Source organism: Nocardiopsis sp. iso_237 (assembly GCF_056173345.1).
Window position 1 is genome coordinate 133,698 of record NZ_CM149669.1, and the last position, 26,251, is coordinate 159,948.

The 26,251-nt window shown below is 69.9% G+C and carries 36 protein-coding genes and 1 tRNA gene; 6 read left to right on the forward strand and 31 right to left on the reverse strand.

Annotation, left to right across the window (positions count from 1 at the left end):
• Window positions 1–9: 9 nt before the first annotated feature.
• From AC0VYM_RS00645 to AC0VYM_RS00720, 16 genes are all read right to left on the reverse strand, one after another.
• Window positions 10–2,670: a phage tail protein gene (locus tag AC0VYM_RS00645; protein WP_475457746.1), complete on the reverse strand. Its 2,661-nt coding sequence runs from the start codon at window positions 2,668–2,670 to the stop codon at window positions 10–12.
• A gap of 36 nt (window positions 2,671–2,706) precedes the next feature.
• Window positions 2,707–3,108 (reverse strand): hypothetical protein, encoded by a 402-nt coding sequence (locus tag AC0VYM_RS00650; protein WP_475457748.1) that lies wholly within the window; start codon window positions 3,106–3,108, stop codon window positions 2,707–2,709.
• A 17-nt stretch (window positions 3,109–3,125) separates the two neighbouring features.
• Window positions 3,126–3,503 (reverse strand): hypothetical protein, encoded by a 378-nt coding sequence (locus AC0VYM_RS00655; RefSeq protein ID WP_475457751.1) that lies wholly within the window; start codon window positions 3,501–3,503, stop codon window positions 3,126–3,128.
• 94 nt (window positions 3,504–3,597) lie between these two features.
• Window positions 3,598–4,164 carry a phage tail tube protein gene (locus tag AC0VYM_RS00660; protein WP_475457753.1) on the reverse strand — a complete coding sequence of 189 codons (567 nt, stop codon included), beginning with the start codon at window positions 4,162–4,164 and terminating at the stop codon, window positions 3,598–3,600.
• 49 nt (window positions 4,165–4,213) lie between these two features.
• Complete coding sequence (locus tag AC0VYM_RS00665; protein WP_475457755.1) at window positions 4,214–4,639, reverse strand: hypothetical protein; 426 nt, start codon at window positions 4,637–4,639, stop codon at window positions 4,214–4,216.
• A complete protein-coding gene (locus AC0VYM_RS00670; RefSeq protein ID WP_475457757.1) occupies window positions 4,639–4,941 on the reverse strand; it encodes a hypothetical protein in 303 nt (100 codons plus the stop codon). The genes AC0VYM_RS00665 and AC0VYM_RS00670 overlap by 1 nt, the downstream gene beginning before the upstream one ends.
• A complete protein-coding gene (locus AC0VYM_RS00675) occupies window positions 4,941–5,243 on the reverse strand; it encodes a DUF5403 family protein (protein ID WP_475457759.1) in 303 nt (100 codons plus the stop codon). The genes AC0VYM_RS00670 and AC0VYM_RS00675 overlap by 1 nt, the downstream gene beginning before the upstream one ends.
• A complete protein-coding gene (locus AC0VYM_RS00680) occupies window positions 5,243–5,581 on the reverse strand; it encodes a phage head completion protein (RefSeq protein WP_475457761.1) in 339 nt (112 codons plus the stop codon). Before AC0VYM_RS00680 ends, AC0VYM_RS00675 begins: the two co-directional genes overlap by 1 nt.
• Window positions 5,582–5,596: 15 nt before the next feature.
• Window positions 5,597–6,016 (reverse strand): hypothetical protein, encoded by a 420-nt coding sequence (locus AC0VYM_RS00685; protein WP_475457763.1) that lies wholly within the window; start codon window positions 6,014–6,016, stop codon window positions 5,597–5,599.
• A gap of 2 nt (window positions 6,017–6,018) precedes the next feature.
• Window positions 6,019–6,993, reverse strand: a complete 975-nt coding sequence (locus AC0VYM_RS00690) for a major capsid protein (RefSeq protein WP_475457765.1) — start codon at window positions 6,991–6,993, stop codon at window positions 6,019–6,021.
• Between the two features lie 58 nt (window positions 6,994–7,051).
• Window positions 7,052–7,579, reverse strand: a complete 528-nt coding sequence (locus AC0VYM_RS00695; RefSeq protein ID WP_475457767.1) for a hypothetical protein — start codon at window positions 7,577–7,579, stop codon at window positions 7,052–7,054.
• Between the two features lie 97 nt (window positions 7,580–7,676).
• A complete protein-coding gene (locus tag AC0VYM_RS00700; RefSeq protein WP_475457769.1) occupies window positions 7,677–7,871 on the reverse strand; it encodes a hypothetical protein in 195 nt (64 codons plus the stop codon).
• Window positions 7,868–9,454: a VG15 protein gene (locus AC0VYM_RS00705; protein WP_475457771.1), complete on the reverse strand. Its 1,587-nt coding sequence runs from the start codon at window positions 9,452–9,454 to the stop codon at window positions 7,868–7,870. Before AC0VYM_RS00705 ends, AC0VYM_RS00700 begins: the two co-directional genes overlap by 4 nt.
• Window positions 9,451–10,794, reverse strand: coding sequence for a phage portal protein (locus AC0VYM_RS00710; protein ID WP_475457773.1), 1,344 nt, complete (start codon window positions 10,792–10,794; stop codon window positions 9,451–9,453). Before AC0VYM_RS00710 ends, AC0VYM_RS00705 begins: the two co-directional genes overlap by 4 nt.
• 2 nt (window positions 10,795–10,796) lie before the next feature.
• The gene (locus AC0VYM_RS00715) at window positions 10,797–12,518 is read right to left on the reverse strand and encodes a hypothetical protein (protein ID WP_475457775.1); all 1,722 of its coding nucleotides are present in this window, start codon (window positions 12,516–12,518) and stop codon (window positions 10,797–10,799) included.
• On the reverse strand, window positions 12,490–12,990 hold the full coding sequence (locus AC0VYM_RS00720) for a phage terminase small subunit (protein WP_475457777.1): 501 nt from the start codon (window positions 12,988–12,990) through the stop codon (window positions 12,490–12,492). Before AC0VYM_RS00720 ends, AC0VYM_RS00715 begins: the two co-directional genes overlap by 29 nt.
• Window positions 12,991–13,845: 855 nt before the next feature.
• On the opposite strand from AC0VYM_RS00720, the gene AC0VYM_RS00725 reads away from it, so the two are divergent.
• The 3 genes from AC0VYM_RS00725 (at window position 13,846) to AC0VYM_RS00735 (ending at window position 14,830) form a co-directional block, all read left to right on the forward strand.
• A complete protein-coding gene (locus AC0VYM_RS00725; protein WP_475457780.1) occupies window positions 13,846–14,124 on the forward strand; it encodes a hypothetical protein in 279 nt (92 codons plus the stop codon).
• 39 nt (window positions 14,125–14,163) lie between these two features.
• Window positions 14,164–14,469: a hypothetical protein gene (locus AC0VYM_RS00730; RefSeq protein ID WP_475457782.1), complete on the forward strand. Its 306-nt coding sequence runs from the start codon at window positions 14,164–14,166 to the stop codon at window positions 14,467–14,469.
• Between the two features lie 175 nt (window positions 14,470–14,644).
• Entirely contained in the window at window positions 14,645–14,830 is a 186-nt protein-coding gene (locus AC0VYM_RS00735; protein WP_475457784.1) for a hypothetical protein, read from the forward strand.
• A 91-nt stretch (window positions 14,831–14,921) separates the two neighbouring features.
• Here the strand turns inward: AC0VYM_RS00735 and AC0VYM_RS00740 are convergent, their stop codons facing one another.
• The 14 genes from AC0VYM_RS00740 to AC0VYM_RS00805 form a co-directional block, all read right to left on the reverse strand.
• Window positions 14,922–15,596 (reverse strand): hypothetical protein, encoded by a 675-nt coding sequence (locus AC0VYM_RS00740; protein ID WP_475457786.1) that lies wholly within the window; start codon window positions 15,594–15,596, stop codon window positions 14,922–14,924.
• Window positions 15,597–15,667: 71 nt separating this feature from the next.
• A complete protein-coding gene (locus tag AC0VYM_RS00745; protein WP_475457789.1) occupies window positions 15,668–16,000 on the reverse strand; it encodes a hypothetical protein in 333 nt (110 codons plus the stop codon).
• Window positions 15,997–16,269 carry a hypothetical protein gene (locus tag AC0VYM_RS00750; protein WP_475457791.1) on the reverse strand — a complete coding sequence of 91 codons (273 nt, stop codon included), beginning with the start codon at window positions 16,267–16,269 and terminating at the stop codon, window positions 15,997–15,999. The genes AC0VYM_RS00745 and AC0VYM_RS00750 overlap by 4 nt, the downstream gene beginning before the upstream one ends.
• Complete coding sequence (locus AC0VYM_RS00755) at window positions 16,262–16,627, reverse strand: hypothetical protein (protein WP_475457793.1); 366 nt, start codon at window positions 16,625–16,627, stop codon at window positions 16,262–16,264. The genes AC0VYM_RS00750 and AC0VYM_RS00755 overlap by 8 nt, the downstream gene beginning before the upstream one ends.
• Window positions 16,624–17,286 carry a hypothetical protein gene (locus AC0VYM_RS00760; protein ID WP_475457796.1) on the reverse strand — a complete coding sequence of 221 codons (663 nt, stop codon included), beginning with the start codon at window positions 17,284–17,286 and terminating at the stop codon, window positions 16,624–16,626. Before AC0VYM_RS00760 ends, AC0VYM_RS00755 begins: the two co-directional genes overlap by 4 nt.
• A gap of 13 nt (window positions 17,287–17,299) precedes the next feature.
• Window positions 17,300–17,566: a hypothetical protein gene (locus tag AC0VYM_RS00765; RefSeq protein ID WP_475457798.1), complete on the reverse strand. Its 267-nt coding sequence runs from the start codon at window positions 17,564–17,566 to the stop codon at window positions 17,300–17,302.
• 119 nt (window positions 17,567–17,685) lie between these two features.
• Window positions 17,686–20,127, reverse strand: a complete 2,442-nt coding sequence (locus AC0VYM_RS00770) for an AAA family ATPase (protein WP_475457800.1) — start codon at window positions 20,125–20,127, stop codon at window positions 17,686–17,688.
• 96 nt (window positions 20,128–20,223) lie between these two features.
• Window positions 20,224–20,835 carry a hypothetical protein gene (locus tag AC0VYM_RS00775; RefSeq protein WP_475457802.1) on the reverse strand — a complete coding sequence of 204 codons (612 nt, stop codon included), beginning with the start codon at window positions 20,833–20,835 and terminating at the stop codon, window positions 20,224–20,226.
• A gap of 33 nt (window positions 20,836–20,868) precedes the next feature.
• Window positions 20,869–21,699, reverse strand: coding sequence for a hypothetical protein (locus AC0VYM_RS00780; RefSeq protein WP_475457805.1), 831 nt, complete (start codon window positions 21,697–21,699; stop codon window positions 20,869–20,871).
• Window positions 21,699–22,169 carry a hypothetical protein gene (locus tag AC0VYM_RS00785; RefSeq protein WP_475457806.1) on the reverse strand — a complete coding sequence of 157 codons (471 nt, stop codon included), beginning with the start codon at window positions 22,167–22,169 and terminating at the stop codon, window positions 21,699–21,701. Before AC0VYM_RS00785 ends, AC0VYM_RS00780 begins: the two co-directional genes overlap by 1 nt.
• Before the next feature lie 62 nt (window positions 22,170–22,231).
• Window positions 22,232–22,477 (reverse strand): hypothetical protein, encoded by a 246-nt coding sequence (locus AC0VYM_RS00790; protein ID WP_475457809.1) that lies wholly within the window; start codon window positions 22,475–22,477, stop codon window positions 22,232–22,234.
• Complete coding sequence (locus AC0VYM_RS00795; protein ID WP_475457811.1) at window positions 22,474–22,953, reverse strand: hypothetical protein; 480 nt, start codon at window positions 22,951–22,953, stop codon at window positions 22,474–22,476. Before AC0VYM_RS00795 ends, AC0VYM_RS00790 begins: the two co-directional genes overlap by 4 nt.
• Before the next feature lie 78 nt (window positions 22,954–23,031).
• Window positions 23,032–23,223 (reverse strand): helix-turn-helix transcriptional regulator, encoded by a 192-nt coding sequence (locus AC0VYM_RS00800; RefSeq protein WP_475457814.1) that lies wholly within the window; start codon window positions 23,221–23,223, stop codon window positions 23,032–23,034.
• Entirely contained in the window at window positions 23,220–23,486 is a 267-nt protein-coding gene (locus AC0VYM_RS00805; protein ID WP_475457817.1) for a hypothetical protein, read from the reverse strand. The genes AC0VYM_RS00800 and AC0VYM_RS00805 overlap by 4 nt, the downstream gene beginning before the upstream one ends.
• Window positions 23,487–23,659: 173 nt before the next feature.
• On the opposite strand from AC0VYM_RS00805, the gene AC0VYM_RS00810 reads away from it, so the two are divergent.
• From AC0VYM_RS00810 to AC0VYM_RS00820, 3 genes are all read left to right on the forward strand, one after another.
• Window positions 23,660–24,163, forward strand: a complete 504-nt coding sequence (locus AC0VYM_RS00810; RefSeq protein ID WP_475457818.1) for a helix-turn-helix domain-containing protein — start codon at window positions 23,660–23,662, stop codon at window positions 24,161–24,163.
• 180 nt (window positions 24,164–24,343) lie between these two features.
• On the forward strand, window positions 24,344–24,748 hold the full coding sequence (locus AC0VYM_RS00815) for a hypothetical protein (RefSeq protein ID WP_475457820.1): 405 nt from the start codon (window positions 24,344–24,346) through the stop codon (window positions 24,746–24,748).
• 83 nt (window positions 24,749–24,831) lie between these two features.
• Window positions 24,832–26,028 carry a tyrosine-type recombinase/integrase gene (locus tag AC0VYM_RS00820; RefSeq protein WP_475457823.1) on the forward strand — a complete coding sequence of 399 codons (1,197 nt, stop codon included), beginning with the start codon at window positions 24,832–24,834 and terminating at the stop codon, window positions 26,026–26,028.
• A gap of 126 nt (window positions 26,029–26,154) precedes the next feature.
• Here the strand turns inward: AC0VYM_RS00820 and AC0VYM_RS00825 are convergent.
• Window positions 26,155–26,228 (reverse strand) — tRNA-Pro (locus tag AC0VYM_RS00825).
• Window positions 26,229–26,251 lie beyond the last annotated feature (23 nt).

Consider the following 26,251-nt stretch of genomic DNA (forward strand, 5'->3'; position numbering starts at 1 on the left):
TCGTGTTGGTTACCTGCGTGACAGCTGGCGTTCGCCCTGCCGGTTGGCGCGGGCGACTTCCTTGGAATCGACGCGCAGGACCACGTCCCGGTCGGCGGCGAGCACCGCCTGGAGGAGCCGTTCCAGGAGCGCGGACTGGCGAGGCAACTCCGGGTCCGGGGCCCGGTCGGACACGGGCGCGAGGGGGTGCGCGTTGAGCTCCAGGACTGCGGCACCGGCCACATCCCCGGCGGCGGAAGCGACGATGCGCCGTCCACGTTCGAGGCCGTCAGCGATCATGCGGGTGATGGTCTCGCCCGCCACATCCGGCGGGTGAGTGCGCAGCGGCCCGTACTTCGCGGGGCTGAACGGGAGCGCACCGCGCACGTCGGACGCGACCTGCGACATTTTCGCTCGCAGGTCGCCCAGCTTGCTGGTGATGCCGTTGATCAGCCCGGTAATCACGTTCCGGCCCGCGGTGCGCAGCAACGTGCCGAACCCGGAGACCGCCGTCACGATGGCAGTTCTGATGCGACGGACCACTTCGAGGAACGTCGAGATCCGTTCCCGGGCGCTGGACACCAACCGCTGGAACGCGCCGACCACGGCGTCGCGGACGTTGGTGGCTGCAGTGGTGATCACCGACCTGATCGCTGCCCAGATCAACCGAGCCGCGGCCAGGAACCCGTTGAAGCGGGCGCGGGCGTCGTCGACGAACTCACGGACCCGGGCGGCCATGTTGCGCAGTGCGTCGCGGAGCTTCTGGCTGGTCTCTCCAGCCCACCGGAGCCATCCCGCGAGGAGCTCCAGGACCCACCCGATCAGGCGGACGATCCATACACCCAGCGTCCCGAGCCATCCGATGATCATGATGATTTGCGGAGTCACGTCCGCGATCGTCGCCGCCCACGTGTCGAAGTTCTCCACCAGCAGCTCCAGGAGCGGCGGCAGCAGGTCCAGCGCAGGAAGGAGCGCCTCGACCAGCGGGGGGATCAGCGGACCGATCGCCTCGACCAGATCACTGAAGCTCGCGGAAAGCTCGGGCAGCATCGGCCCGATCGTGTCCGCAAGGTGCGTGGCCAGAGTCTCCAGCGCCGGCGCAAGGACGATCAGCGCGTCCGCCAAGGCCAGCCCCAGCGTCGCGGCGAGCTCCCCCAGCACGGGCAGCAACGGGGAGAGCGCCACCATGATCTCTGACAGGGCGGCGCCCATGGACTCCAGCGCCCCGGAGGAGACGAGCGCGTCCACACCCCGGCCCAGGCCGTCGATGATGGCCAAGAGACCGGGTTCGAGCCGGAGCAGCGCCGGGGTCAGCCCCTCGATCGCGCGGGTGAGCACTGGCCCAAAGCCCGTGGCGAGTCGGCCGATCATCGGTGAGAGCTGGCCGAGGGAGGAGGCGATGGTGGAGAGCACCGGCGACAGGGCGTTGCCGACTTCGGCCAGGCCCTCGAAGACGCCTTGGAGCGCCGTGCCGCCCTCAGCGGACTTGAAGAACTCATCGAGACTGCCGGTCAGCCCCTCGATCGTGCCGAGGATCCCCCCGTCACCGGCGGCGGTGAAGATGCTGCCGAGGATCCCGCTGACGTTCGAGGCGATCGCTCCGAGCTCTTGGAAGACCTCGATGGCTTCCTTGATCCACCGGGTCGCTTGCCCGGATTCAGCGGCAGCGGTCGCCCACTCACCGAACCGGATGGCGCCCTCGTTGAGGACCTCGGAGAACCGCTCCATGAATGGCAAGCCCACGATCCCGAGTTCCCGCATGCCGGTCAGCAGCCCGGGGAAGAAGTCCGACATGGTGGCGACGGACCGGCCGGTCGACTCGAACAGGAGCCGCAGCCCGTTGAGGTTCTCGGCCTCACCGACGAACGCGACCAGGCGCGCGGTGCTGTAGCCGAGTGCGACAGCGACACCGCCGAGTCCGTCGTTCAACACGGGAAGGAGCCGGTCGCCCAGTTGGGTGACCGGGCCGACGAGCGGCGCAAAGAAGTTGTCCTGGACCACGTCGCGGATGTCGGCCAGGGCGGGTGCCATGTCCCGCACCGCCAGGACCACGCCCCGCGCGGCCGGGGTGAGATCCTCCAGGGATTCAGCGAGCGCGTCGGCGTCCCCGGACAGGGCGGCGCCAAGGGCCTCCCCCATCCCCTGAAACGCGATGACCAGCGGTGCGAGGGCGGTGACGGTCATGGCGGCGGCGGCCGGGAGGGTCGCGAGGATGCCCACCGCCGGGGCCAGGGCGGTTCCCAGTTGGAGGACGGGGACGACTGCGGCTGCGGCTCCAGCGGCCAGTGTGGAGAGCGCGCCAGCGATCGCACCAACCCCGGCGGCGCCGCCGGTGATCCGGCCGAGTCCGCTGGTGAGCCCGCCAAGGAGCCCGCGCACGCGGGAGAGACCAGCGCGGTCGACGTCGACCTTGACGGTCGAGGTGCGGTCGCGGGCGAGAAGGGCGAGTTCGGCAGACGCGGCGCCGGAGTCGACGTCGACGTCCATGCTGGCGTGGCCGAGACGCTTCTCGACGTCGGCCTTGACCCGGGCGGCGTCAGTGGCGACCTTCGTGGTGTCGAGCCGGGTGGGGATCGACACCGAGAGTGTGCGCTCCAGCTTGGCCAGGTCCTTGAGCAGGTCCGGGCGGAAGCGTCGAGAGTCGGGCATGACTCGCACCGAGACGCGTCCGACCATGCGTGTGGTGGCCACCGCGCACCCCCTTCATGGTTGCGCGGCGGCCCGCCGCTACTTCGTCGTCTTCGGTTGTGGTTGAGGGATCTGCGGGGGGAGCTGGGGCATGCCGACGGCGCGGCGCACGTCCGCGATGGACTGCCCCCGCCGCCGCGTCGCCTTCTTCGTGGTCTCGCCAGGGGGCTTCGGTCGCGGGTACGGCGGGATCGGCGGCGGCTTCTTACGCCACCGGCCGCTGACGACCGAGTTCGTGTTGATGGCGTCGACGGCGTCAGCGAGCACACCGGTCTGTGTCGTCCACCCGCGCCACTCCCGGCCGCCCCTCATCGCGGCCACGGTGGCGGAATCGTCGGGCAGGCCCTCCACGAGCGCGAGCACGAGCGCGGGGCGCGGCCCCCGCCCGGCCACCACCTCGGTCAGATCGACCTGGTAGTACCGGAGCAGGTCCGCGTACATCTCCGCGCCGTACTCGCCTAGGAGCTCGCGGAGGCCGAGGCTTCCCCCACCTGCTCCTGACCGATGTAGGCGACGACGAGCCCGACCTTGTCCATCATCGACCCGCCGAGCAGCTTCATCAGCTTGGTCGCGGCGGCCTTGGAGGGGCATGCGGCCCGGAGGAGGGTGTCCACGTCGGGCAGGACGTCGGCCAGCGCGGACGTGATCACGCCGAGCGGAGCGTCCTCCTCGTCGCCCACGACGTCGGCCAGGCGCCCGGACAGTCGCAGCATCGCCGCCTGGCCCTCGGTGGGCAGCGCGACGACGGGGCGGAGAGCGAGTTCGCCGTCGGGCAGGGTGACGACGAAGGGCGCGGTCGCGGTGGGTTCGGTCAGGTGGGACAAGTCGTAGGCCATGGTGCGGATCTCCTCACGTGCGCGGATCAGGGGTGGTCGGGTGGTGCACGGGATCCGCTCCGCACACCACCCGGTCAGAAGGGCCCAGCTCCGGTCAGGGTCCGGCGGGCGGGGTCGGCGCGCTCTTCGGCTTGAGGCCGTACAGGCCGGTCTGGCCGGAGCGGCCCAGGATGGTCGCGCGCACGGGCAGACCCATCAGCGCTTCGGGGTCCGCGGTGATGTCGTCGGCCCGGTAGATAGACACGTGCGGGAACCACAGCGGGAGCGTGTCGTCGCCGTCGCGGATGAGGACCCACAGGGTGCCGGTGACGGGGACGGGGTTCTCGGGCACCATCACGTACCCGTTGGCGTCGGTGGACGCGTTGGACCCGTAGTAGAGCTTGTAGTTGTCCTCGGTCCACTGCTGGAGGACGAACGCCACGTTCTCCACTCGCGGGCTGGTCACCGCGCGCTTGGACTTGTTGCGCCACGTCCCCAGGACGGTCTGCTCGCCGCCCTCGGAGGTGATGGCGAACGGCGACTCCAGCGCAGTGTGGCCGAGGTCGTCGTAGCCGTCCGCGTCCGGATCGTCCTCGTCAGCGGGCGGGGGCGTGTTCACGACCGGGTGGAAGTGGTACTCGCCCACAGCTGGGACGAGATCGGCGTCATCGACGAGCGCCATGATGTGCCTCCTACGGGCAGGGAATGTGTGACAGAGAGTGGAGCGGACGTCAGGCGGTGCGCAGACCGAGGGTGTACGTCGCCTGGTAGCGGTAGACGCCCTTCGGCGTGGTGGTGCCGGACCCCCGGGCGGAGTCGCCCAGGAGCGCCGGGGCGGCTGTCTCCTCGTACCGGGCGATGGACCCCAATCCGGGGATGACGAGCTGGGTGCGCCACGCCGAGACAAGCGCGGCTCGAAGGGTGTCCGCGAGGTCGTCCGCGAGACGGTCGTCGGTGTGCCAGCTCTGAACGTCGATGACGGCCCGGTCGTACCCGCGCGGGTCGTAGGCGCCACCGCCTGGCACCCGGCGGGCCATTACCACCGGCGGCGGCGTCGAAGTCAGATCGGGCATGAGCCCGGTGACGACGACGGGCGCGACGGCCGGTCGCAGGACAGCGAGGACGAGCGATGTGGCGGGCGCGAACAGGCGGGCCATCAGTCGCCCCCGTTCTCGGTGCCCAGGGCGGCGCGGAGCTGGGCCACGACCTGGGCCACCAACGAGCGGGCCCGCGGGGGCCAGTCTTCGCCTGCGGTCTCCAGGTCCCGCTCGAAGTCGGCGGTCAGGGCCCGCACTCGGGCGAGCGCGGCCTGGTCCGCTCCGGCGTCGCGGAGCGCGGCCAGAGCGTCGGACGCGATCGCGCGGGCCTCGCTCAGTGCCCCCTCCGCACGGCCGAGCCGGGCGACCGCGCACACGTGGTGTTCCGGGTTGAGGTAGCAGTCCTCCGTGTGGTCGGTCATCAGCGTGCCCCGATAGTGCGGTGCAGGATGTAGAGCCCGGCCTGCGCCGGGTAGGCCCGGCCCGAGGCGGACACCCCGGCCTCACGCCCGTACTCCAGGGCGGCGGCGGCCGGGTCCTCCAGGGACACGAAGCTGTCGATCTTGCCCTGGGTGACGACGATGCGGGCCCGGCCGGTCTCCCTGTGCGCGCCGAGGATGCCCCGGGCCCGCGCACCGAGGACCTCGGCGCGCTCCTTCACGGACTTCTTCACCCCGGGCAGCCTCGCGACCACCCGGGCAACGGACTTGTTCACGGTGGCCATCACGCCTCACCCTCCCCTCGCGCCTGGATGACCGCCTGGACGTGCCGAGTCCGTGGACTGCCGGTCGACCACAGCGGTTCGCCGTCGATGTCCCAGTCCCGGCCGCGCCAGCGCACACGCACCCACGGCCCCAGCGGAGCGTCTCGGGTGATGATCCGGTACCGGGCAGTGCTCTGCTGCCCGGCGGCGATCACGTCCGTCGAGGACACCGGCTGCACACGGGCCCGGACCTGCACCGGGTCAGCGGCAGGAACCCGGATGGGGTTGCCGTCGGTGTCAGCGGAGTCCACCTCCGGCCAGACGAGGATGGTCTCGTTGCCGGTGTCGAGCAGCGACAATGGCGGGGCCTCCCCTCAGTCCAGGACGTGGTGATAGCCGGACCGCCACGGCGTTTCCCCACGGGTAGTCGGGAGCGTCCACAGACCCGACCGAGGTTTTCGGTAGCGGGCGAGGATGTCCCGCTCCGCCTCCACCAGGTAGACGCTCGCGGTCTCCGCGTCCTGGCGGTACGTGTAATCGCCGTCGGTCTCGCCGGTGTACCCCTCCGGGTTGCGCCAGCGGCGCGCGGCGGCCTCGAACACGATCGTCCGCACCTGGTCGGGCACGTCGTTGAGGTGGCCGTCCTCGTCCACCCAGGTGCGGCGGGCCTCCCCGCGCACCAGAGCAGAGGCGGCCTGCACGACCATCTCCGCTCTGGTGTCGTTGGTGAGGTCGCCCGCTTCCACCCACGCGCCGAACTCGGCTACGTCGACCAGCGGCGGTAGGGCGGCCATGGTCAGACCTCGGGCTCGGGAGACGGCGACGGTTCGGAGCCGAGCCCGATCTTCACCGCGCGGATGAAGTGCTCCGCCGCGCCCGCCTCCGTGGGGTCCTCCGCAGGCTCGAACACGCCGGTGTCCGGGTCGAGGTGGCCGACGTCGGTGACGATGTCCGTGCCGGTCCACGCGTCGAGGATGAACCGGTCCTCTACCTCGTCGGGGTCGAAGACGCGGACGGTTCGGACCGCGAACCCGTTGTAGCTCTGGGTGGCTCCCCACGGTGCACCGGCCGGAATGACCGGGGCGACCGCCGACTGCACGTAGGCGGTCTGGTGGAACGCGAACGCCTCGTCCGGGTTCAGCGCGGGCACGGACACGACGTCGAACCCGGCGATGCGGCCGATGATGGCCTCACGCAGAGCGTTGTCACTACCGGACTGGTCGACCCGGTTGAAGTGGTCCGACTTGAGGATGGCGGACTCTACAGCGGAGCCAACAGCCACCGACCGGCCGGAGAACGGCACGCGGGCGTTGTTCAGCAGCTCGCGGGCGTCCACGAACGTGCCGAACGGATCGGCGTCGAGGGCGAGGGTGTGGGCGTAGGTGGCACCGGTGATGGTCTCGACGAGCTCGTCCTCCAGGGCGCGGCCGACCCCGGACAGGGTCGGGGTCAGGACCTGGGCGCCGAAGTCCTCGATGTCGAGGGTCAGCTCCTCGTCGGTGATGGGGATGTCCCCGTAGATGTCCGTGGTCAGGGTCACCGGGATGGCCCGCTCGGTGAGCTGGCTCTTGACCCGGGGAGCGCCGGAGCGGAGCGCCCTCTTCTTCGCCTTGAAGTAGGACGGGAGGCGGACGGTGATGGTGTCGCCCTTGGCGCCGCGGAAATCCCCCGCGGCGTCGCGCCACACCAGGTTGGGGAGCACCACTTCGCGCTCCAGCAGACCGAGCGCAGTACGGACGACCTTCTCGGACTTGATGAACTCGTTCGCCATGACTCTCCTTCGAGTTGGCGCCACCGGCCGTCATGGCGAAGGCGCGGGGCGTGGGTGGTCAGCGCCGCCGGATCTTGGCGGCGAGCTTGCGCGGATCGGTCTCCTCCGGCGGCTCAGGAGTGCCGGCGCCACCAGGGCGCAGACGCTCCGTGGGGCGCCGGGGGATGGAGTCGGCGGGCGCCGGCGTGGTCCCGCCGAAGCTCTCTAGGAGCTCCTCGGCGTCGGCCTCCAGTTCCTCCTTCGTGGAGCCGACGAGGCGTCGGGCCTGCACCGGGGTGAGGCCCTTGTCAGCGGCTACCTCCAGGCGCAGAGCACGCTGCTCGGCGGACGTGGCGCGCTGCTCCAGAGCGGCGGCGGCCTCCTGGGCCTTCTGCTGCTCGCTCTTGTTGGCGTTCTCCCACTCGTCGAACTTGCTGGCCTTGGCCTCCAGCTCCTTGAGGCGGGACCGTAGTCCGGCCGCTTCCTGGTTCGCCTTGTGGATCTTGGCCTTGGCGCGCTCTTCGTCGAACGGCTCCGAACCATCCCCCTCTGGGGTGGCCGGGTCGGTGGTCTCGGCGTCGGGCTCGGGAGTGATCGGGTCAGACACGGGTGACCTCCAGGGTCGGGTGAGGCACCCTCCAGGGGTGCCGGGCATGAGAAAACCCCGCACCGGCCGGTACGGGGTCGGATGGTTCAGGTCTGGGTCAGGTGCGTCGGCGTCGGCGCCCGCGGACCCCGGGACGCATCCCTGTGTCGGGGTCGAGCCCCATGATCTCGTCGGCGCGGCGCCGGTACTCCTCCTGCGCCTCCGCAGGTGCGTCCTCGAGGTGGTCGGCGCCGTGGCGCCGGGACCACTCCGACCACCAGGCACCAAGGGCAGCGTTCTGATCGCGGCTCATCGTAGGTACTTCACCCCTCTCCAGGACGACGCCAGCAGGACGACCTTGCCGAGCCAGGAATCGGCCCGACCAAGGCCGGGTTGGTGGCCGAGGCGGCTGAGTTCGTAGGCGGACGGGTACCCAGGTGACCCGAACTGCTGGCCGGTGCGGCTGATGATGTCTTGCGCCGCCGCCAGCAGATCCTCCTGGCGTTCGTACTCGGCGTCCGTGACAGACTCGTCGTCCTCGGCGGACTCCAGCCACTGCTCGATCCGCAGGGCCTCACGGTCCAAGACCTCGAAGACCTGTTCAGCCTCTTCCTCGTTGAGGAAATCGTACCCCTGGGTCGCCCAAGCGTAGGGTCCCACGTCTAGTCCGGCGAGGAGTTCGATGCGGTCCACGTTGCTTCTGCGGTACCAGTCCTCCATCTGGCCGTTGAACACCGACGCGAACCCACGACCCTGGTACGCGCTGTCAATGGCCAGCAGGTCGTGGTGGACCCACAGCAGCCCCTGGTCGTCGCGCAGGAACTCCCGGATCACCTCCCCGACATCCAGGCCGTCGGCGTAGATCGCGGCCTGCACGCTGACCTCGGCGTCCCTGACCGACACGGAGGTGATGGTCACCTGGAAGGTTGTCCCGTCGCGGGCGGTGTACTCGCCCTCGATCCGGTCGGCCAGGGCATCCTCGATCTCGCCTGACCGCTCCTCGGCGTCACCATCGCTGGTGGGCACCAGATCCCCCACCCGGGGATCGTCATCATCCGGATGGTCCGGGGAGGTCGGTGGCGGGTCGGCCGGTGGTTGGCCCCCACCATCAGATCGGCCAGCGTCGGACGTCGCTTCGCCAGCTTCGACCCGCTCGCTGTCCTCGACGCCGTTGTTCTCGTCCACCCGGCGTCGGAAGTCCGCCATGGGATCGTCGGTGTTCGCCGAGGCGTCCCAGGCGTCCACCCACCGCTGCACCTCCGAGGGCAGGGCCTCCGAGCGGGAGAACACCGGCCAGGGTTCGCAGGCGCAGTGGTCGTGGTAGCTGTCGCCGTCCTCGGTGGTTGATGCGGACTCGCGGGACCCGTAGACGGCGCCGCGGCTGGCTAGCATCGCGCACCACCAGCACGGCGACGGACCCGGCAGCCGGAACCAGCCCAGCGCCTGGGAGTCGGACTGTACTGACGAGGTGATGGCCTTCCGGCCGCCCTCGGCCACCAGGCGCTCAGCTGCGCCGGTGACGGTGACGACCGCGACGTCCAGGGCGGCGTCAGGGGACCGGCCGGAACGCCGACCCCGCTCATATGAGGTCAACCCGGTCACGGCCAGAGACTTCTCCAGCTGCGCATCGGGAGCCCTCCGCACTTCGACTCGCGGCGCCTCGCCGGGGACCCCGGCCTCCGCTCGGGCCTGCGCGTAGAAGCGGCTGGCGAGTTCGGCGGACTGCGCGCGGTGGTCCTGGACCATCGACGCCATCTGCGGATACAGCACCGGCCACACAGCACGCGGCCCCCGGTCGTCCACCAGCGACCGCCACAGGTCCGCCATGCCCAGAGTGAGCATGGAGGTCAGAGCGGTCTGCGCGGTGCGGTGTCGGCGGGCGAGCGCCGTGCTCACCCGCCACCGCCGAGGTCGGCCATCTGCGAGTCGATCCGCGCGGCCAGCTGGGCCATCGGGTCGCCCTGCTCGGCCATGGTCGCCCACTCGGTGACGTCGTCCTGGGTGACGCCGGGGATGCGCGCCCACAACGCCCGGGGCGGGATCTGCAACATGGTCGCGGCCTTGCCCAGCGCGTCCACGGCCTGGGCGAGGGAGCGGGACCCCATGTCGGCCCAGGTGACGTGTGCGCTGGAGTCCGCGGCCTCGACGTCCAAGCCCTCGATCGCGGCAGCGAGTCGAAGTGCTTGATCGTGCGCCTGGCCCTCGGTCTTCTTGCGCTCCTCCACCTTGCGCTCCAGCCCGGCCTCCGCAGCGGCCAGAGCCTCGGCGGACAGGTTGACCATCTGGCCGGTCAACTGGTGGGACGGGGTCTGTGACACGGCGGCGAGCGTCTCGACGTCTGCGCGCCCGGCGGAGACGAAGCCGTCCATCGGGGTCTCGTCGAGCGTCCCGAATTTCGTGTCGGGGTCTTCTGCGATCAGCAGGTCATCCTGTCGGAGCCGGAGCTTGGCCGCGTGTGCCTCCTCCTCTGTCTCCGGTTCGGCCATACCGGCCGCGGTGCGGATCTTCCAAGAGTTGAAGTGCTGGACCATCAGCCGGTCGAACGTCGTCTTGTTGATCCGCATGGCCGTCGTGATGAACGGCTCCACCTCGCCCGGCGACCGCCCGTCGAGGTCCAACATCGGGGCGTGCCGCACAACGGGGCACACCCCGACGCCGTGGTCTCGGTACTCGATGTACTCGACCTTGTCGCCCTCGGCGTCCGCTGACAGGTACCAGACACGGTCCTCGTCATACAGGCGGAGCGACCACGCATCCCCCGACGCCTCCGCGCGAAGGGCGTACATCGGCCATTCGTCCTCGACGTCGTCGGCGTACCAGGCGAGCATCTTGCGGGGGGAAACCCCCCGCATGACCGCGCCGGAGTCGCCCGGTAGGACGGTCTCGTAGGCCTGCCCGTAGGCGAGGCCAGCGCGGCGCAGCGCCACCTGGCGGGCGTCCATGCCGTTGCGCTGCCAGATCGCCCACACCGGGTCCACGGTGCCGCCGGTCGGGGTGCGGTACCCGTCCACGTACATGGACTGCGACACCGAGGACACCACCAGCCCCAACCACGGGGTCTTGGCGAGCTCCACCAGGCGCTTGATCTCGTCCCCTGACCTTCGCGGGATGTCGTTGTCCTCGTGCTTCCACCGGTACCAGCGGTCGATCCGGTCCAGCCGTTTGCGTTCCGCGAGGAACTCAGGCAGCAACTGGTCGGTCACCAGCTCGACCACGTCGGCCTGGCTCATCACCATGGTCACCAGACCTTTCCGGTACGTCGGCGCTTGCGCGCGGGGTTGTTCAGGACCAGACGGCGCAGCATGCGGGCGCCGACCATGCAGACGGCGAGGTCGATCTTGCGGGCGGACTCGCGGTGCCCCTTCCACAGCGACACCCCCCACCGCCACGGATACCTGCGGGCGTTGCGGGCGTGGATGATCAACCGCTTGTCGCCGTCGTGGGTGAAGCTCCGGTCTTCGATCTCCAGGGCGGTGCGCTCAGCGGCGGCCGTGAACTGCGCGGCCCTCTTGTGCGAGGTCATGTCCCACATGACCGAGTGGCCCTCGGCGCGGCCGGGCACGGCCCAGAGTTCGAGCTGGTCGCCGTAGCGGCGGTGCCAGTCGTCGATCAGGGCGTCCCAGTACCGTTCCTGGGTCTCGTCGTCGCGGGTGTGCGACGGGTCGGCCCAGAACGCGACGACCCGGTACGTCTCGAAGACCTGCTCCACGCGGGAGTCGATCTCTCCGCGCGGGGCCGTCCACAGGTCGCCTCGCCCGCCGGGCGGCTTCTGCCACATGCCCAAGGTCAGGATGTGGCCGTCCGAGATGCGGCAGCCGGTCAGGCCGGTCGCGTCGTCGGACTTGGAGCCGTCGAAGAACAGGACGATCTCATCCTTGGAGCCCACCTTGATGTCGGGGCGGGACATCTCCTCGGACTCGAAGTCCTGCGGAACGATCCACGCGTCCTCGGCCGCGACGATCTGGTTGTACCAGAACCGGCGCGAGCGGCTCGGCGGGTTGCGCGGGTCCAGGATCGCCGCGACGATCCGGTCCACGTCCAGCCAGGTGGCATCCCCGCGCACCGCCTTGATGACGGCGCGCGCGAACTCCGGAGCCAGAAGCGCCTCGGGCGGCGCCTCCAGGGAGTCGTACATGATCCCGGACACCAGGGAGGTACCGGCCTCTCCGGCCTCCCATGCCTCCCGGGCCCGCTGCGCAACGGAGTCCTCGCTGGGTTCGTAGGCGTTGGTGATGGACAGGGCACGGGCGGCGCCGTCCGCCGACTTGGTGGCGTTGCGGTCGATGACCGCGTCCATCTCGTGGCCCTCGTTGGAGCGCAGCCAGTGGTGAGTCTCGTTGCGGACCACGAACGTTGCGCGGCCTCCCTCAAGAGCACGAGGGCTGGAAGTGACGGCCTCGATGCGGGCCCGACCCTGGTGGGCGTAGATGATCTCCTTGCCCAGGTCGATGCCGTACTTGGCGATCGCCGCCTTCGTGAACAGGCCCGGGAACAGGGTCATGGTGTTGCGGGTCTGGTCCTTGGACACAGCCGCGATCTGAACCCACGCCGCAAGGTGAGCGACTCCGGCAGGATGTTCGTTGCCCCACGGGTCCGCGACCATGCGCCCCGACGGGTCCGGGCGGCACGGACCCACGAACTCGATCGCGGCCCACGTTGCTGCGAGCGGGTCCTTCCCCCACCCCTTCAACCGCTGGATGACGCCGTCACGGTAGATGAACCTGTCCTGCTCGTCGAGGGCGTACCACCACAGCGTCAGCCGCAACTGCTCCGGCGTGTACCGCCACGGCAGCCCCGTGGCGCCCTGGAGGTTCTCGGCCGTCCACGCGACCGCGTGCCAGCCCAGGGTGCGCTCAGGGAGCACCCACCGCCCGAACTCGTCGCGCTGCCAGGACGGCCCGATCCGGACCGGTTCAACCCGCGGGACGTCCTCAACCGTCGAGGGCGTCACGGTAGTCATCCAGCGCCATCACGGCGGCCGAAGGGCCTTGGGCCTCGGCGGCCTGGAGCTCCAGGCGCATCCGGCGCCGGTCGCCCTCGGTCACGAGTAGAGCGTTCATGGCCTTGAGGTACCCGGCCAGGCTGGCGCCCTTGAGCGGGATCGTGTCGCGCACGACGTCGCCCTGGTCGGTGATACCGACGACCTGCGGGGACAGGTCTCGGGAGATCGACTCCGCGATAAGGTAGGCGACCGCCCAGTCGCTGGGCTCGTACAGTTCGGACTGGCCGGACTGGCGCAGCGAGGTGTACCAGCGCTTCGCGATCGGGTGCCAGTCCTTGTCGGCGGCGGGGACCCGCACCTTGCGGGCTCGCTCCAACTTGGTGACCGGGCCCGCCGACTCGGCGGTTTCCTCGGTCGGCTTGTTGCGGCGGCGCCGCTCGGCGTCGGACTTGCCGACGGGCCCGCGGGTGCCTACGGGGCGGGTGCCCATGGTGACCTCCAGGGTCTAGGGCGCCTCCAGGGCGCGGCCGGGCTGGTCAGAATCGGGGAGGGGCCGAACTTCAAAACCCGTACCGGGCCGGAGCTGCTATGACCCCCCGGGCTGTCGGTGAAAGGGGAGGGGGCACCCCCCAGGGTGTTTGTGCAGGTCAGGGGCCTATGTGGTTCCGGGGTGGCGTTCGGGCCTGCGGAAGCGGCTCGGACGGGGCCGATGCGCGGCGTTGCCTTCCTCGGACGACTTGCGGGCGTGGTGCCGTTCACACAACGCTTGGAGGTTCTCGTCTCGGTGGTCGTGACGATCGCCCTTGTGGTCGACCTGGTTCGCAGGCTCTCTGCAGATTCCACCGACGGCCATTCGCCATTGGCAGGCGTGGCGGTCGCGTCGAAGGATCCGGGGGCGCACCCGGGTGTACCAGTCGGAGGGGAGCTCCCCTCTGCGGGTGCTCCCCTTCCAGCCCCCGGACATCCAGACACCCCCGACTCTTTGATGCCCAGGGGGTTGCCCTGGTGGCCGTCTGTGGCCATTCATCCCGGCGGGGGCGGGTGGGGGGTAGGTGGGGGCTACTGTGGCGCCGTACCCCAGCACCCTTGGAGCCCCTGTGTCCTACCCTCCGCCCCCGGGTCCCTACGGTCACCACCACCCGCACCAGCCGCCTCACCCGATGCCCCGGTACTCCAAGAGTGTGGAGAAGCGACGCGGGCTGGGTGGGCTGGCGAACAGCACGCATCTGCTGTTGACCCTGTTGACGTGCGGTTTGTGGTTGTTCGTATGGGTGCCGTGGTGGCTCTTCCGGATGATCGTGCCGAGGAAGCGGGTCACGAAGACGTACTACCGGTGAGAGACGCCATGCGGCACTCCACGAAGCTGTTCATCCTGGTCGGCGTCGCCCTCGTGGTGACCGGTGTCGTCGCGGGGCTCCTACCCATCGAGCCCATCGCCCCCGTCCAGTCCGGGCCCCTGGCCATAGGCGAGTGCGGGAAGGTGTTCGATCGCGAGAGCAGCTACCTCGGAGGCCCGGAGTGTGCGGCCGCTTGGTCGAACCGAACTCTGCTTGTGTGGGGGTCGATTGTCCCGGGCGCCGTGCTGGCCTTCGGTGCGCTGACCATGGACCCGGCGGTGAGGTAGTCGCCCGCCCCGCCAGCCCCCGCCATTGAGGAGAGTTCCGTGACCCCTGTTCAGGTCATCCGCACGGTGGCCATCGCGCTGATCGCTGGCGGCGCAGCCCTTGGGCTGGTTCCCAGCGGGTCCTGTGGGGCTGGGTGGTGGTCCCCAGCGAGCATCAATGCGTCCTACGGATGGTTCGCCTACACGCAGGAATCGCCGCCCATCATGATGGCCGGTGTGTGCGGGACAGCCATGGCACCGGTTGGTTCGTGGGCGATCGCTCTGATCGTAGGTGGGGTGGCCCTGTTGGTCTTGGTGTGGATCAACACCTCGTACCGGGCGAAGGGCGATCCCCAAGCGAAGTAGTCGCCCGCCCCGCTCGGCGCGCCTCCCCCTCAGGGACGTGGAGCAGGGCGGGACGTTGGGGCGCCCGGCAGTGGGGACGCGCCCGCGGGGTGATGGGCTGCCGGGCGGGTCAGTGAAGGACGGATTGTCCGGCCCCCGGCTTACGCTGCTCGCAAGTGCATAGGGAGGAATTCAGATGGCCAAGTACAAGATCAACGAAGGCGTTTCCGGTCTCCCCGACGCCTGGAAACCAACGGTTGAAGCGGACTTCTTCGAGATCGACGAGAACTTCATCACTTTCAGTCGCTTCGGGGATCCGAATTTCGAAGTCTTCGCGATTCGACAGTCCCGCGTTGAGGTTCTGAAGCGCATCGAGGAGTAGGAACGACGAAGGCCCCGACCGTGTCCCGGTCGGGGCCTTCTGGCGTTTTCGGAAAGCTTACGCCATCCTGCTTCGCATCATCCCAGTATTGTCAAGTCCGCGCAAGTCGAGCAGCCACGTGCCCCGCCCTCCTCCTCGCCTTCCCCTCCTCGTGCACCGTGCTCGTGTGAGTCCGGTCCACCTCGCACCGCATCTGGCCGTCGATCGGCAGCCCGGGGGCGATGACGACGAACAGCCGACCGCCGCACGCCCGCGGGGTCTGGCCGTCCAGGGAGATGGTCCGGCAGGGCTCGGGGAGCGGGACGGCGCGGATGGGTCGGTCGACCGCGCGCAGGGCCTGGCGGACGGAGGCGAGGATCTCGTCGACGAGCTCGGCGCCGTACTCGCGGGTGCGGGCCCAACGCATGACGGGGGCGAGCCAGGCGGCCATGGCGGCGAGAGTGTCGGTGGGCGGCGCCTGCTTGGATCCGTCGGCATGGACCAGGCGCACCCACGTCGAGAGGGTGGAGCGCAGGATGGTGGCGGCCTCGGATGCGCGTAGGTCGAGCGGCAGGGGTGCCTCGCTGGCCTTCGTGGGCTTCCCACCGGCGCGGCCGGTGCCGAGCGCGGTCTGCTTCGCGGTGGCGGTGACAAGGTCCGCGGCGAGCCACTCGGCCACCTGGCGCAGGGCGGCGGCGGCATCGTCGGCGCACCCGGTGCACACGCGTGCGTCGTCGCCACTGGGGCGGTCGCAGAGGTCACACGGGTAGTGGTCGGTCATCGTCATGTGTCCCCCTGGTGGTCGTGCTGGCAGTGGTGGGGCCCGGGGCGCTGGCGGGTGCGCCCCGGGCGGGGCGGTCAGAAGAGAACGGTCTGGGCGTTCGGGAGGCGGCTGGGCGTACACTCCGGCGTCGGCGCCAACGCGGAAAGCGCCGGCGCTTCCGGCGGCGGCGCCGGGTCCGGCTGGTTGGCCCGGTAGGTGTCGAGGAGGGTCTGGCCGAGTTCGGTGATGACGGGCCCGTCGGGGCCGTCTTCGAGGAGCCCCTGCCAGAGCGCCTGGACGGTGTTGTTGTCGACGGCGTGGATCGGGAACGCGCGGACGTTGTACCGGATGCGCCCGGCCTCGGCGGCCTCCAGGGTGCGGGCGTGCCACCAGGTGATCTGGTCGGGCGGGGCGAACAGGGTGGTCACGGTTCGCTCCTCGGGTAGGTCTTCGCGAAGTGGTCAGCGATCTCGGTGATCCCGGCGCGGCGGCCTTCCTCGCGGGCGTCGGCCAGCTGGTCCTCCAGGGCCTCGACCTGGCGGCGGAGACTCACGATCTCGTCGTGCTGCTCGGAGATGCGTTCGCACGCAGCGTCGTAGCGGGCGGCCATGATCCCGGCGTCGGCGCGCTCTCGGTGGACCCGGTCGACGGTGGCGTCGATGGCGGCCCGCTGGGCGGGGGTGAGGTGGTCAGCCACGGTCGGTCTCCTCGGTGGGGGTGGGGAGGTGGTAGTCCGCGATCCCCAGATCCCAGATGAGGTCCCCGGAGTCCTCGCCTCCGTACTCGGCGCACCGGTGTGCCCAGTCGGCCACGATCTGGAGGATGCGATCGCGGTCGACGGACGGCGGCGGGGCGGGTGCGATCTCGTGCGGTTCGTAGTGGGAGATCAGACCGGTCGGGTCGGTGTCGAGCTGGACGCCGTACCCCTCCGGGCGTCCGGGCGGGCGGTGGTCAGTGATGGTGCCTAGGGTTCCTGCGCGTGTGCATCCGTCCACGGGGAGGGTCTGAACCCTGTCGCCCACGGGGTAGGTGCGGTACGTGGTGTTCTTGCTCATCGGTCGGTCTCCTCGGTGGGGGTGGGGTCCGTGATCGTGGCGAGCGCCCGGAGGTGCCCCGTCCTGGTTCGGCATGGGTGCGGTGACTGGCACTCCAGGCAGGTTCCGGTGTTGTCGTCGTCGTCGTGCAGGATCAGGCTGCACTCCAACTCGGCCTCCAGCTCGCGAACACGGAGGCACTTCAGCGCCCACGCCCGGCTGTTGCCCTCCTCCACGGTGAGCATGGACTCGATCTCCGCCTCCAGCTGGCGGACGCGGGCGGTCCCGGGCCGGTGCGCCTGCCGGAGGCCGTGCTTGCGGCCCTGCTCCCAGCGGGCGTCGAGCTCGGCGGCGACGGCCGTCATGACGTTGGTGAGGATCACGAAGGCGGTGGTCGCCGGTGCGGTGGTGGCGTTCGGGATCTGGGCGTCGATGACGTCAGCGACGGTTTCGCGCAGCGACTCGTTGGCCGGGGCGGGTGCGATCTCGTGGGGGTCGTAGTGGGAGACCAGACCGGTCGGGTCGTCGTCGAGGCGGATCCCGTACCCCTCCGGGTATCCCGGCGTCCTGGGGTAGTGCTCGGCCACGGTCCCGAGGGACCCTGCGGGCATCTCGTCGTCGGTGGGGAGGGTGCGGACGCGGTCGCCTGGCTTGAAGGTCGGGGTGGTGTTGTCGGCCATCTCGGGGTGCCTTTCAGAACGGGAAGCCGTCGGGGGTCGGGTAGGGATCGGGTTCGGGGGGTTGCGCCCAGCGGGTGTCGATGTGGTCGTCCAGGGGGTGGCCGCACCGGTGCGCGGGGAACACAGGCCGGGACCTCTCGGCGCGGATGTTCCACTCGGCGCGGTGGGCGATCTCCTGCCGTCCGGCCCGCCGGTGAAGCTCGTAGGTGCCCCGCCCCGCCAGGAGCGCGACCGCCTCCCCGAGTTCGGTGATCGGGGTCGGGTCGATTTCGACTTTCATCCCGGCCACGTGGTCGTCGAGGCCGACAAGAATCGGTGCGGCGCATTTCTTGCACATGCGCATTTGCGCGGCGAGGGCATATTCGGCTTGGCGGTCTCGGAGCCACTGGGGCACGTGGGTCATGCCGCACCCCCGGGGAGGTCGGTCACGTGTCCGCGTACCTCGCCGGTGGTGGGGTCGATCAGGTCGTCCCCCGCTGCGGTGAGGACGACCCCGGCGGCGGAGTCGATGATGCGGCCATCGATGACGACGAGGTTCGGGCGGGTCGACGCCTGCTTCTCCTGCGGGGGGTCGGTGTGCGTTCGACTCACATCGGGTTCGTGGTCGTCGTGTGGGTGTGAGTGCAGTGCGTCTCTATAAGACGCACTGACGCACTCACTCACAGTGCGTTGACGCACTGGTGACGCACTCTGACGCACTGACGCACTGGGGGGTGTGTAGGAGGGGCTCATGGAGTGCAGGACGGCCCGCTTCGGACCCGGCTCGGTCACGATCGACCCGTCAGCTCGACCCTTCTTCAACGCCGCCCTGACGGTCTTCTGAGTGAGTTCCTGGGCGAGTGCCTCCTCGACCTGACGCCCTGAAGCCTTCGGGGTGACCGCCAGGTACTCGATGACGGTCTCCAGCGCCTCCGTGGCCTTGACGTCCTTCCGGGACCCTCCAGAAATGGACAGGCGCCGGGTGGTGGGGTCGAATTGGAGAGCGGACTCGGAAATGTCGACGTCGCGCCCGTAGGCGGAGAAGAACCGTGGGGCCGCAGGGTCGTTTTCCCCGTCCTCGCCCTTTTCCCGGACCAACCGCCATTCGACGTCCGGCCAGTCCCTCAGGCGGGAGGCCCCTCGGGTGCGCTCCCCGCTGTGGCCCATGTGGTGCACGACGACGGCCTCGGACACCCCGGCCTCACCGAGGAGTTCGTCGAAGGCGACGAGGAGCTGCCCGGCTTCCTTGTCCTCGGACAGGCCGAGGGCGTCCAGGAGCGGGGCGAGGCAGTCGAGGACGACGACTTCGGCCCCGGCTTCGCGGAGTGCGGTCGCCCACTGGGAGCGGACGGTGGGGTCGAGGATGTCGAAGCTGGCGAGGTTGCCGCGCAGGGGGAGCACGGCGGCGCGGTCGGTCCGATTGATGCCCTGGTCTCGGAGCCATGCCCGGATCATGCGTTGGTCGAGCTCGTCGTCGATGACGACGACGCGGCGGTCGTCGGCCAGGGGCTCGACGGTGAACTGGTCGAGGAACGGGTCCCCGTCGACCAGGCTGCGCACGAGGTTGCCGACGAGGGTGGTCTTGCCCGCCTTGAACTGGGCGGCCAACATCACCCTTCCTCCGAGCGGCCACAGGCCTTCGAGCCGGTACCGCTGGGGCGGGTCCTCGATGGACAGGAACTCGTCGAGGAAGGAGATCACGGGGGCTTCGGTGGGCCGCTGCTTCGCCCGCAGGCGCCGCTTCGCTTCCTCCCGCACCTCCAGCTTGGTGATCTCCTCAGCGATCAGGCGCTCGTGGGCGAGCCTGCGGGCCTCCTCGGCGTTCGCGATCTGAGTGGGGGTGAGCTGGTCGGCCATGTCCGTCTGCGCTGGTGACGCACTGGGCGCGATGAGGTCGGCCAGCCCCGACCCGCAGTCGCACGTGTCGGCGGCCGAGGGGCGCCCGGCGACGAGCTGCACGGCACCGCGGATGTTGCGCGCCCACTCGGCGGCGGCTTCCCCTTCGGTGCGTGCTTGCCCGGCGCGGCCGGTGCGGGTGGCCTCGGTGAGGAACCCCCTGCGGAGGTGGTCGAGGGCCTGGGCGACTCCGGCGTGCCCCTCGTCGGACAAGCGGATCAACCGCATGGCGGCGAGGTTGGCGTTGTTGTGCGCGGAGCCGTCGGTGAGGGTGAACAGGGCGGCGTCGAGCTGGTGGCTCATCCGTTCGCACGGCGTCTCGGCGGCGCGCGGCTGGGAGGTCAGCCAGGCGGCGACGGCCTGGTCGTCGAGGTCGGCGCGCGGGGACGCGGTGTAGGCGGCCCCGGAGGTGAGCCCGTCAACCCACTCTTGAGGGAGGTGGGGGAGGGCCGCGGGGGCGGGAGGGACGGTGGAGACGGCGCCGTGGGGGGTGATCCACCGGTAGGTGCGGCCTTCGGGGTGCAGGGATGGCGGGGCGACGGCGTACCGGTGCCGGTGCTGGATGATCTCGATGCCGGGTCCGACTTCGCCGGGCCAGGCGAGCCCGGTGGGCGCCTGGTAGAGGCGGATGCCGCTGACACCGTCGTCCCGGGACGTGGTCCGCCACGTGGTGGGCAGGGTCCCCCACTGCTGTTCTCCGGCGGCCAGGGTGTTCGCACCGGGCTTGCCGTCGTAGTTGTCGACGTCGATGCCGATGATGCCGTCGGGCAGGCGCAACGCGACGTTGCCGGACTCGTGGCGGGGATCGTCGGCCCACGACCAGCAGTCGGCGTAGGTGGGCCATGCCCCTTCGGCGCCGGTGAACCCGCGGGGCGGGTGCGACTTCTTGCGCTCTGGGAGGGGTAGGACACCCTGCCAGCCCAGGTCCTGGTACGTCTCCCAGGTCTGGGCGTAGGGACCACTCACTGATGTCTCCCCCGTGTTCGTGTGCGTGTTCGGTGGCTGGTGCCCGCCCCACGGGCTGCACATGGGGCCCCGGCTGGGTCCGGTCGGGCTGGTGGGTTACAGGCCGAGGGCGCGGCGCTGCTCGGGGGACAGTGCGGCGATGGCGGCGGCCTGTTCGGCGGACACACCGGGGACGGCCGGGGCCGGAGCAGCCGGGGCAGGGGTGGGAGCCGGAGCGGCCGGAGCGGTCGCCTGCTGCTGAACCGGAGCGGACCCGGCCAGGAGCGCGTTCGCGTCGACCATGGCCGGGGAGGAGGGCGACTCGTACACGGCTGAGTAGAGCTTCGGCGGGTGCATGCCGCGCTTGCTGGCCTCGCCGTTGCCGGTGTAGGTGACGGTGAGCTTCCCGCCGACCTCCAGGCCCTTCGCTCCGGCGGTGCGGATGGCGGTGCGGACGGCCTTCATGAGCCCGGACTTGACGTAGATGGCGCGGGCGCCGTCGTCGTAGGGGTCGGAGGGGTCGCGCTGGTCGGTGTCCAGGACCACGCGGATCTGCTGGCGGGGGGACCCGTCGTCCCAGGTGAGCAGTTCACCGCTGGTGTAGTCGCGCTGCTGCTGGACCTCCGGCGGAACGGAGATGGTGCCGGAGACCACCGTGCCGGGGGTCTCGAACTTCGCGGAGGGGGTCCCGCCGCTCATCAACATGTCGTTCGCAGAGTTGTTGTACATGGTGTGTGACCTGTGCTTTCTGTGTGTGGTGTGTCAGGCGATGAGGGACTCGGCCGCTGTGGGGCGGCCGGGGTTGATCCGGGTTCCGGGGTGTCCGGGGCATCCGGTGGCCAGGTCGGTGGACCCAGCGCGGCGGAACGGGCAGTAGGAGCAGAAGGAATCGGCGGTGGGCAGGAGGGCCAGGGCCCCGGTGCCCATGGCCGAGGTGAGGGACGCGATGCCCTCGACGCGGTCCAGGGCGGCGACGGCGACCTGCTCGTCGTAGTCCTCGGCCCACAGGTGGGCGTCCTTGAGCGGGCTGTTCCTCGGAAGGCCCCAGATGGCGACCCGGTCGACGGGGTGCCCGGCCGAGGCCCAGCCGCGCCCGTACAGGTGCCCCTGTGACCGGTACTGGGCGCCGGGCCCGGACCGCCGGAGCTTGTCGAGGCTGGTCTTGCCCATGACCTTGAAGTCGATGACCGTGGCGGTGACCCGGTCGTAGAGGTCGGTGGACCCAACGACCGGTTCCCCGGCGAGGGTGCCGACGGTCACCCGCTGCTCCATCAGGAACCGCGGGTGGCCGAGACGCTGGTTGGCACCGAGGAACACCCCTTCGAGCCACGCGTGGGTGGCCGTGCCGATCGTCGCCAGCCACCCGTCGCCCTGGTGAACCTCGGCCACTCCGGCGAGCCGGTACCCGATCCGGCGCGCGCACTCGACACCGATCTCGGACGGCCCCAGAGCCCGCTGGAGACTGCGGGGGTGGTTGTGGATGGCGTCCTCGACGAAGTAGGTGAGTTCCCCCTGGAGGTGGCCAGGGTCGAGGTCGCGCACCATGTCGGCCTCGGGCAGCGGCGCCAGCTCGGCCACGTCGATCCGGGACATCAAGCGACCTCCGGAGTCTGCTCGGACGGGGTGCCGTACCCGGCCAGGTGCAGCAGCGGCACGAGGGTGGACAGGTGCATCCGCACCGGGTCACCGACCACGGGCACCGGGATGGGCAGACGCCCCTGGGTGAGCCCCGACCAGGTGACCAGGTCCAGGTGCGCCCACCACGACCCGACTCCGACGGCCGAGTACCCGCGCCGCTTCGTGACGAGGATCCCGAGGTCCGCACCGGAGTTGACGGTCTCCTGCTCGGTCTCCGCCAGCCACCGCGTGACGTCGGCGTCGTGAGCTGACTCCGCGACCTTGCCGCCCTTGATCTCCCAGCACAGGCCGGGGGTCCCGGTGATGTCTCCGAGGTCCTGGGCCCCGGCCAACGCCCGGCGTTCGGCGTAGGGCCAGCCGTGCTCTCGCAGGTATCGGACCACGCCGGTCTCGGCGCGGGTTCCGATGGATCGTGAACCGCTCAACGTCGGCTCCTTCCTTGGTGTGGGGTGGCCGCCCCGCAGGACGGGCGGGGCGACCGGGGTGGTCAATAGGTGTCGGCGCGGTGGTGAGTGCCCTTGGCGGCGATGATGTCGTCGGCCCCAGCCGTCAGCTGGTCGACCAGGTCGCGTTCAGCGGCCAGGTCCCTCCTCTGCGTGTCCGGGTGAGACTCGATCTCGGTGAACAGCTCCTCGGCATCCCGTTCGGCGCCGAGCACGACCCACAGGACGAACAGCGCGACCGAGGCGAGGATGAGCAGCGCCGCGATGGCGCCGAGGATGACGGGGATCATGCGGCCACCGCCTCGGGGGCGTCCTCGGCGTCGACGATGGTGCTGACGCCAACGGTGACCCCTCGGTAGGACCCGGTGATGCGCAGGTGGAGTCGGGACCCGGTCCGGTCGGCGGCGACAGCGCCCGCGCCGAGAATGCGTTGCCACACCGACAGGCCCCGACGGCGCTCGTCGTCGCCGCCCATGAGGAGCTGACCGTCCAGGTGCACCGCCCCGGCGAACGCGTAGCTCGCGGCGCGCTCGTCGGGGACGGTCCACGAGGTGGACGGGCCACCCTCTGCTCGGAGGTGGATGAGGGTGTTGAGGAGGTTGCCCTGGGCGGTGCCGTCGCCGTTGGGGGTCTGGTCACCGACCAGGGGGGCGAGGGCGCGGACGGTGGCGAGTGCGGCCTCGTAGGCGGCGCGGAGCTGGGTGGTGTCGCGGGCGGGGATGTTCGCGGCGGCGGTGGCCGGGGTGGGGGCGATACGCTGGGCCATACGAGAACCTCTGTTTCTCGTCACGCCTCCGACCGGGTCACGACCGGTGCGGGGGCTTTCTCGTGGGTGGGGGAAGGGTCAGGCGGCGGTTCGGGTGTGCCGCTTCACGTAGGCCTCGATCGCGGCGTCGGACACGCGGCTCTTCGGGCGTTTCGCCCCGGGGCGCGAGATGTCGACGACGGGGATGAGGCCGTCAGCGATGAGGTCGTACACGTGCGTCTTGCTGCATCCGAGGCGTCTGGCGGCGTCCGGGATGGACAGGAGCGTCATGCCGCCTCCTCGGTGGGGTGGGTCTCGGTGATCTCGAACAGCTCCTCGAACCGGCAGTTCAGAAGGAGCAGCGCGCGGCCGATGATGTTCGTGGACGGCGCGACCTCCCCGTGGGCGACCCGGTGCGCGGTCGTGTGCGAGACACCGAGGGCGGCCCCTTGGGCGGTCGCGGTGGTGAGTCCGTGAGCGCGCATGCGCCGCTGCCACTCCGTGCGGCGCACCGCAACCCCGATGGCCGAATCCGGCCGAAGTGTGCTGTGCATGCACCGCACGATACTCATGTGTGTGCGTGCACGCAACAGTAAAATCCCAGAGTAACCTCGGTCACTCCATAAACATGTGCGGGGTGCGCACAGGGTAAGAACCCTGTAACCACAAGGGAATGCCTTCTCCTGTGGGCTTAGGCATGCCTCAGACGTCCGCTAGTGTGCGGTGCATGCACACCACTTCCCCGCCTGAATGGGACGCGCAGACTTTCGCGCGCGCCATCAAAGTGCTCAAAGACGCAGGACTCACCGGCGCCGACCTCGCGACCCTGGCTGGGATCAGCAGGCCCCAGGTGAGCCGCTGGTCCTCCGGCGCGCACCGACCCGGCTACGACGCCCTCAAGCGCCTAGCGAGCGGCCTCCTCGCTAGTCGCCCCGACCTGCGCGACACCGTGGCCACCCTGTGCTCCTCGGCCGGGTACCCCGGCATCTCTGCCGACCTCGGCATCGCCGGACCCTCGGACGAGCAGGCGTCCGAGACGATGGTGAGCCCCTACTCCGGAGAGGTCTACCGGATCGTCCGGAACCTCTCGAAGCGCGCTGAGGACGCTGGCCTGACCCCCGAGCAGGAGCGCGAAGCGATCGAGGCGGTCATGCGGAGGGCGGAGCAGGCCCTGGAGACGGCGATGGACGCGGAGCTGTACCGGCGGGAGCGGGACTCGGCTGACGGGTAAACCAGTCCGTTTTGGCCAGATGAGGACACCCCTGCGGTAAACCGGTTACGCATTGTCCCGAGGCTTATCACGGCGTGAAGTTGGCAGGTCAAATGCCTAGATTCGGACATGCTTTCGTCCTACGATGAGCCTCCCCCGCGTCGCTCGCGGGACCCCCAGCAGCAACATGGGAGGGGACCTATGCTGCACGACCCCCGTCAGAAACGGCCGCACCGACGTGGCCGCCGACTACGCCTCGACCCGCGCTTCCGCATGTCCGTCACCGTGGACACCATGCCCATCACCATCGAGTACCTGGAGCGCAGGCTCCCCGGCGGTGGGCTGCTCCTGATCATCCGAGACGGAGTCGAGTACGGCCAGGTCGAGCGCAAGTACCAGACCGATCTGATCCCCTGGGCTCGCAGAAGGATCTACACCTCCTTCGGGTCCGTCGACCCGATCGACGACCCCGCCAAGGCGGCCCGCACGATGTGGTGGGACCCCGAGTGGCCCGTCAGCCGCGCCTCCGTCTCCATCGCGGAGAACGCCCACCCGGGGCTGATCACCCGCTACCCGCACGCCTGGTTGCTCGACCCGCCCGCCTAGGACAGAACCGGCAGAGTCACCCCCCAAGCGTGGGGGCGCCGGACAAGTCGGCGCCCCCTGGAACCAACAGAATGGACACCCCCATGCCCTATTACCGCAAGTTGCCCAGCGGGCTGTGGCAGGCCACAGTCCGAGACCCATCCGGTCGGCGCCATAGCCACACCGACAAGCTGAAAAGCGCCGTGAAGGCCTGGGCCACCGCCGAAGAAGACCGCTACAACCGCGGGGATGTCCGGTCGCCAGAGGACGACAAGACAACGGCCGGAGAGTGGCGGGCCGAATGGATGAAGGGGCGTGTGCTCGACGACCCCACCGTGAAGAAGAACAACAGCCTCTGGCGAGTGCACTGTGAGCCCCGCTGGGGTGACTGGCCGATGGGGTCGGTCACGCGCAAGATGACCCAAGAGTGGGTACGCGACCTCATGGAGACACGGCGCCGACGCCACAAGGGACGTCCGGTCGAGGGCGCCGCCGATGAGAGCATCCCGCTGCTGAGCGCGGCGACGATCCAGGACATCGTTCACCACATGTCCGCGCTGTACAAGGCGGCGATGAAGCAGGACCCGCCGGTTGTCGCTCGCAACCCGTTCACGGACCTGGAACTCCCCAAGAGGGCGGCGCGTGCGGTGCTCTTCTACGAGCCCGAGGAAGAGGAGGCGATCTACGAGTCGGTCGCGCTCCGGCCACACGGCCATGTCTATGAGCCCATGGTGCGCCTCGGGATGCAGGTCGGCCTCAGGCCCGGTGAGCTGTTCGGGCTGCACGGTCACCGGGTCGACTGGCTCCGCGGGCTGATCCACGTCACGCACGTGATGACCGAGGAAGGGATCCGTGAGTATCCGAAGTCGATGAAGTCCAGCAGGACCGTCCCAGTCGATGATGACGTCTTGGACCTCATGCGGCCCCTCATGGTGGGGCGCCCGGTCGACTCGGCGGTGTTCACTGCGCCAGAGGGCGGGATGGTCTTGGATGACACGTTCCGGCACCGGGTCTGGTACCCGGCGGTCGAGGATGCGCGGATGTGCACCGAGGAGTGCCGGGGAGCCTGTCAGGACCCGTCACACCGAGTGCGCAGGTTCCCGCCGCGGGTCATGCGGAGCACGGCAGCGTCGCGGCTGGCTCAGGACGACGTGGACCTCAAGGAGATTCAGGATCTGCTGGGTCACGAGGACTACGCGACCACCCTGCTCTACGCCGCGCTCAAGCCAGGGGCCCACAAGGGGGTGCGTGCGTCGTGGGAGCGTCGGAAGAAGGCGCGGGCGGAGGATCCAGGAGCCTAGCGACGCACGTTTTTGAGATCGTGACGCACGTGTGACGCACGGGCATGAAGAAGGCCCCGGTCTCGGTAGCGGATATCTACCGAGGCCGGGGCCTCTGACCTGGGGATACATCCCCTGGTCGCTCTGTCGGGGTGGCGGGATTTGAACCCACGACCTCTTCGTCCCGAACGAAGCGCGCTGCCAAGCTGCGCTACACCCCGAAGCAACGTCCCCAAGTCTAGCG